The organism is Xanthomonas populi (assembly GCF_002940065.1).
Taxonomy (GTDB): Bacteria; Pseudomonadota; Gammaproteobacteria; order Xanthomonadales; family Xanthomonadaceae; genus Xanthomonas; species Xanthomonas populi.
This window is the reverse complement of the sequence record NZ_MDEJ01000401.1, coordinates 1-272: the sequence shown is the minus strand read 5'-3', so window position 1 is coordinate 272 and position 272 is coordinate 1. Positions and strand designations below refer to the sequence as shown.

1 protein-coding gene is annotated in these 272 nt (G+C 65.4%); it reads right to left on the bottom strand.

Annotated features, from left to right (window positions below; translation table 11 throughout):
• Positions 1 to 272 (bottom strand): transposase (locus tag XpopCFBP1817_RS21445; protein WP_146090231.1); only part of this gene is annotated, 272 nt, incomplete at both ends.

Genomic DNA, 272 nt, shown 5'->3' with positions numbered 1-272 from the left:
CCCGGCACGCGCCAACTGGCCGCTGATCGCCGCGCTGATGTCGCCCATCACGTCCTTGTCCTTCAGGCGCTCGCGCCAGACCCAGATCGTTTTCGCATCCGGCACCTTGCCGCTGCCGTCCAGGCCAACAAACCGCACGAAGCTACGCCGATCCAGCAGTTGATACTCCAGCGCGTCGTCGGAAAGGTTGTACAACTGCTGCAACAGCAACACCCTGACCATCACTTCGGTCGGCCACGCTGGCCGGCCGCCCTTGGCCTTGGGCCCCAGCG